Source organism: Tsukamurella conjunctivitidis (genome assembly GCF_007858475.1).
GTDB lineage: Bacteria > Actinomycetota > Actinomycetes > Mycobacteriales > Mycobacteriaceae > Tsukamurella > Tsukamurella conjunctivitidis.
On the sequence record NZ_VIGX01000195.1, the window covers coordinates 1 to 586 of the forward strand.

The following is a 586-nucleotide window of genomic DNA, read 5'->3' on the forward strand; positions in this document are numbered from 1 at the left end:
GTCGATGAGGGCGGCCTCCTCAAGGTCACGCGGGATGGCTGCGAACGCATTGCGCATCATGAAGACGCCGAAGGGCAGCTGGAAGAGGGTGATGACCAGTCCGATGCCGATCAGGGAGTTCTGCAGGTGCAGCGTCTTCATCCACACGATCAGGGGGATGAGCAGGGCGGCGTAGGGGACCATCATCACCGACAGCACCAGTACGAACAGTTGGTTCTTGCCGCGGAACCGGAAGCGGGCGAAGGCGTACCCACCCGTCGCCGAGACCACCAGGGTCGCCAGGACCGCCACGAGGGTGACGATCACCGAGTTGCGCAGGTAGGAACCCAGACCGTTGCCGTAGTGGATGAGGGTCAGGAAGTTGCCGAGACCGAACCCGTCCGTCTGGTTCGTCCCCGGGCTGGGCTGGACGGAGGCGATGACCGTCCAGATGATCGGCGCGATGAACCCGAGTGCCAGGATTCCGGTGGTGAGGTAGAAGGTGAGCTTCTCTGCCATGGTCTTGGTGTGCATGGGTGGCTACTCCTCCTCGTCCGCGAGGCCCATGGTCTTCAGCTGCAGGGCATTGATGACGACCAGGGCGATG

The 586-nt window shown here is 63.1% G+C and carries 1 protein-coding gene; it reads right to left on the reverse strand.

Annotation, left to right across the window (positions count from 1 at the left end; genetic code table 11):
* On the reverse strand, nucleotides 1-513 hold a 513-nt coding region (locus FK530_RS25010), incomplete at its 3' end, for a carbohydrate ABC transporter permease (protein ID WP_205124268.1).
* Nucleotides 514-586: the final 73 nt, after the last annotated feature.